The following is a 4276-nucleotide window of genomic DNA, read 5'->3' as shown; positions in this document are numbered from 1 at the left end:
CCAGCCGCGAAGCCGGGAAGGAAGAGACTGAGGCGAAATACAAGCCGATACTCGAGGAGAAGGACCGGGCGATTGATGAGCTTAGACGGAAGCTGCGGGAGGCTGGGATAGAATAGGTGATCCGTAATGGGCTCTAATCGCCGTGCTGCTCCCAGACATAGGAGCAGGTGAGCCAGGCAAGGCGGGCGGACATGGCGGCGGGGTTAAAGGGCTTGCCTTCGGGGGCGGCGGGAAGCCAGCGGAGGGTGTCGGCGATGAGGGTTTGGGTTTCTCCGCTTTTTAGCCACAGGACGGCGGCTTCCTTAAGTTTGGGTTTAACGCCGGGGGAGCCCTGGGGGATGGCCCAGAGAATTTCCGCCTGCAGGCCGAAGCGGTTTTCACCGGGGCCGGGGAAAACTGTGGCTTCCAGAATATTGGAACGGTAGGCGGGGAGATCCCGCACCCGGCTTAGGGGGGCATAGGTCCAACTGATATCCTTGCCAAGCAGGATCTGCCAGACATCCTGCCAGTTAAAGGATATGGAGCCCCGGGGAAAGGAGATGGATGTAAAAAGGGAGGACTCCGCTTCCTGCCATTGTTCCGGGCCCTGGGGAAATTCCCCTTCGGGCTGTTCCAGAAGGCGCGCGGCCCAGGCCCGTACTGCATCCGGGTCCGAGCCGGGTATAAGGAGTACGCCCTCCCCTACTTTGGATACAATACGATCCCGGGTCAGGCTGGGGTATTGGTGATTCCGGAACACCATCCAGGGGTCAAGGGCCAGGACCATGGCGCCCTGGTATTCCAGATCGAAGGAGAGCCGGGGGTAGACCGTTACCGCCTGGCCGCTCTCTTCACGCTTCCGGGTGATGATAAACCCCTGGCCTTTGCGCGGGGGTGTCTCGCCGGGTTTTAAGATCCGTACATCTCTTTTAAAGCCCCGCGGAGGGGATCCGGTATTCAGGATCCTGCGCCAGGGGCTTTCCAATCCTTCCTCTACGTACCAAGTCAGTGGGGGGCGGGTGAGAATAAATACCGCTATCAGGACAAGGACCAGGGCTGCCAAGGCGGAGACCAGCCGGAAGCGCCGGGAAAGGCTTTTTCCGGTTCCGGGTTTTCGCCGCGGGGAACTTCGTACATTTTTTCTGCTCATGGATCCTCCAACGGCCCGGCAAAGGCGCTGGGCGTAATATTATAAACTTTAGGATTATTAACCGCAAAGGCACAAGGGGCGAAAAAGGGCGCAGAAGAATTATGGGGGAAATACCCTGTTTTTTCTTTCCTTCTGCGCCTTATTCTCCTTCGCGGTCCGTTATCCTCCTTATTCTCCCACCGGGTAGGAGAACTCAATGTTCGTACCCAGGTAGCCCAGCACCGGCTTGTTGGCGGTGGTAAAGCCCAGGTTTACCTTCTGGAACTCCGTTGATCCGCCCTGGGGCGGGGTCAGGGCCGGAATGGTCATGTATTCCCATTTACCGGTGGTATAGCCGTTTACGTCTACCCCGCCATCAGCAGCGCTTGTAACAGCGGTTTTTGCATAGGCCAGCTTGATGGTATCCCGGCCGCCGGTTTCCGTGGCGTTGTAATAGGCAATATAGGGGACGCCGGTCGTGGGATGGAGCTTTATCTGGGTCCAGTTCCCTACCGATCCGTATTGATCCACCGTTACCGCTGTGTATGAGCCGCCGGAATAGCTGGGGATGTAGATGTACTTCAGATCGCTGTCTATGGCATCGTAGGCGGCAATGTGCAGGCCGTCGGAGCTGTCCATCACCATGGAGACATAGGCGCCCACATAGTCCGGCAGGTCTACCGGAGAATTAAGCCATGTTACAACCGTGCCCGGACTACTGCCGTCTACAGGACCATTGGAGTACTTAATTTTTAGCTGCCCATCGGATTCATCGTAATAGGCGACAACCACCACGTTTGTTGAGCTTACCGCCATATCAAAATGATTTGACGCCCCCGCGGCGGCAACGAGGCGGCCTGTGGTATTATAATCCGTAATATTAATGTAGGGGCTACTATAAGCCGTTCCGGCAGAATCCGATCCGATACTCGACAAGCGTCCAACATTGGTAACATTTGCGGTAGAATTGCCTATTCTGAAATTACGGAAAATCAACTCTCCGGTATTATCGTCATAGTAGCTCATGTAATAACGGGCATAGGAACTAACGGAATTCCCCCGGGCAATCAGTTTGGGATACTGAAACCGGTCAAGCAGGAGACTGCCAAAATTGACGCTTTCCAGGCTGATAGCATTATTATAGTCGGACTGTGCCCAGTTGCCTGAATATTCGGTATAACCGACGCCGGTTCCCCAGCCTTCAGCGCCGGTGCCGTGCAGTTCCGCATACCGGTCATAGATAAGCTCGAAATACCCGCCATCCCGGTTATAGGTGGTGGCATGGATGTACCTGCCCGATTCATCCCGGGCCATACCCATGGCATCCCAGATAGACGCCTTTATCAGATATTCCGTATACTGCCGCGCCCCGGTACCAAGGTTAAATTCCGTACGCTGGGGCATGGCATGGCTGGGATAATAGGTACCGGCATTGGTACCGGGTCCTACCTGGGGAATACCATTGCTGCCTCCCTTCAAATCAAGATACCCGAATACCGGATTATCGTCATTCATAAGCATAACCGGGTAATACCCGTTTTTAACATCGGTTTGTTTAACCGTGTAGAACTGCAAATACCGGTCGTCCGTAAGGCGTATGTTCTTGGTGATGTAGCGGTCCGCCTCGCGGTTGGGCTGATTTTCCTGGTCCAGGCCGTTGGTGCTGGAAGTGAGGGTATAGGCGCCCGCAGAATCGTTGTTGTTGATATTATTCAGGGTTCCCACCGGCGCACCCGCAGTTCCGCTGTATACCGCCAGGTATCCGGATTTGAGAGAATCATTGGAAGCCAAAAATCCCGTCGCGGAAGCTCCGCTAAAGGTCAGGGCGGTTCCGGGAAGGATCGTTGCCGCCGGGTTGTAGGCGGTGTTCGTATCCGCGTCAAGAATCCGCACCCCATCGGTTATGGGGGTAAGGTTAAAGCCCGCAACGGTAATAAAGGTGTCATTAGATCCCTGAATAACCGAATATTTGCCATCGGCGGAACGGATGTTGTTGTTCTTTAAGCCCCCCTGGTTCCGCACACCGGTGGTAATACTTGAGATATAGGGTACCACGTCCATGCGGTAATAGGGCGTCTTAGCGGCGGCAATGGTCTGGGTAGAGTCTTCCAGTGAGGTGTTCGCGGTCGGCATCGGGAAATCCCGGGCAAGAACCCGGAAGGGCCGGTCCACGGCGGCGATATTAGTTATTCTGTTGGTATCTATGTCCAACCGCCAGTTAACCTTATGGCCCGCTTGATCGTGGGATACGGTTTCCACCGTAAGTTTCCAGCCGTTTGAATCCCATTGGTCAACCCCGGTAAGAACGCCGCTGGAATAGTCAGCCGCTGGGGCATAGTCCTTGGAATAAATGTTTTGCGTCGTAACTCCTCCAAAGGTAAATCCGTCCATGTAGACCCAGAGGGAACCGAGTATGTTATTATCCTCGGCGCTGCCCCGTATGCTTATCTTCCCTGAAACCTTGGGGTCCCCATCCAGAACGCCCGTACTCCCGACAAATTTCCCGGAGGGCAGATCGGCCTCCAGTTCTATGTGGCCGTTGTCCTTGCTGTTCCCGTAGAGGGAATTATCATCCTTGTTTTTCCAGTGGAAGGGGTTTACCACCGCGGTGGGTTTCGTTTGGTCCTCGTTATCCACATCAATATTGAAGATGGCCGCCTGGGCAAGCTGTTCCGCTATGGAGCCTGTGGTTGTAGTATCGTAGACTTTGAGGATAAAGAGCCTGCTATGCTTGAGGACCGTGTCTTCCTCCAAAAGGGAATCGGGAATGTTGGTAAAATCCGATGTACCGCTATAGAAAGCTTCCGCTGCGGCGGTATTGATTCCGGGGAAAGCCCCGGTCTTTTCTGTACCAGTTACCGCAGTATAGCCCAAGACCGTACCGCTTGTTCCATCCACAGAGGTTGCCGCCTTGAAGGCCACAAAGGTGGTCCCCGCCTCGTTATTGGGCGCGCCCAGCCGGGTCCAACGGGTGTCCCCGGGGCTTGCAACGGTATAGACATTACCCGGTACAAGGGCGGTTGCCGAAATTGGCGTGACGTCCCTGGTTACATAGGTAATGGAGTAGTGTCTAGTCCCGTTTCCGTCAACTATATTCATGGATACGTTGAACCGGTTGTTCCGTACCGTAAAGTCGGTTCTGATTTCGCCGAAGTGGCTGCCATCCGG

The 4276-nt window shown here is 54.9% G+C and carries 2 protein-coding genes; both read right to left on the bottom strand.

The window, feature by feature from the left end; translation table 11 throughout:
• Positions 1 to 133 precede the first annotated feature (133 nt).
• Entirely contained in the window at positions 134 to 1129 is a 996-nt protein-coding gene (locus tag LQZ19_RS19285; protein ID WP_411049322.1) for a hypothetical protein, read from the bottom strand.
• Between the two features lie 168 nt (positions 1130 to 1297).
• A partial coding sequence (locus LQZ19_RS19280) for a hypothetical protein (RefSeq protein ID WP_411049321.1) occupies positions 1298 to 4276 on the bottom strand: 2979 nt, incomplete at its 5' end.

The organism is Treponema primitia, from assembly GCF_046533075.1.
GTDB lineage: Bacteria > Spirochaetota > Spirochaetia > Treponematales > Breznakiellaceae > Termitinema > Termitinema primitia_B.
Note: the sequence above shows the minus strand (reverse complement) of the source record. Positions and strands in the feature narration are given on the sequence as shown.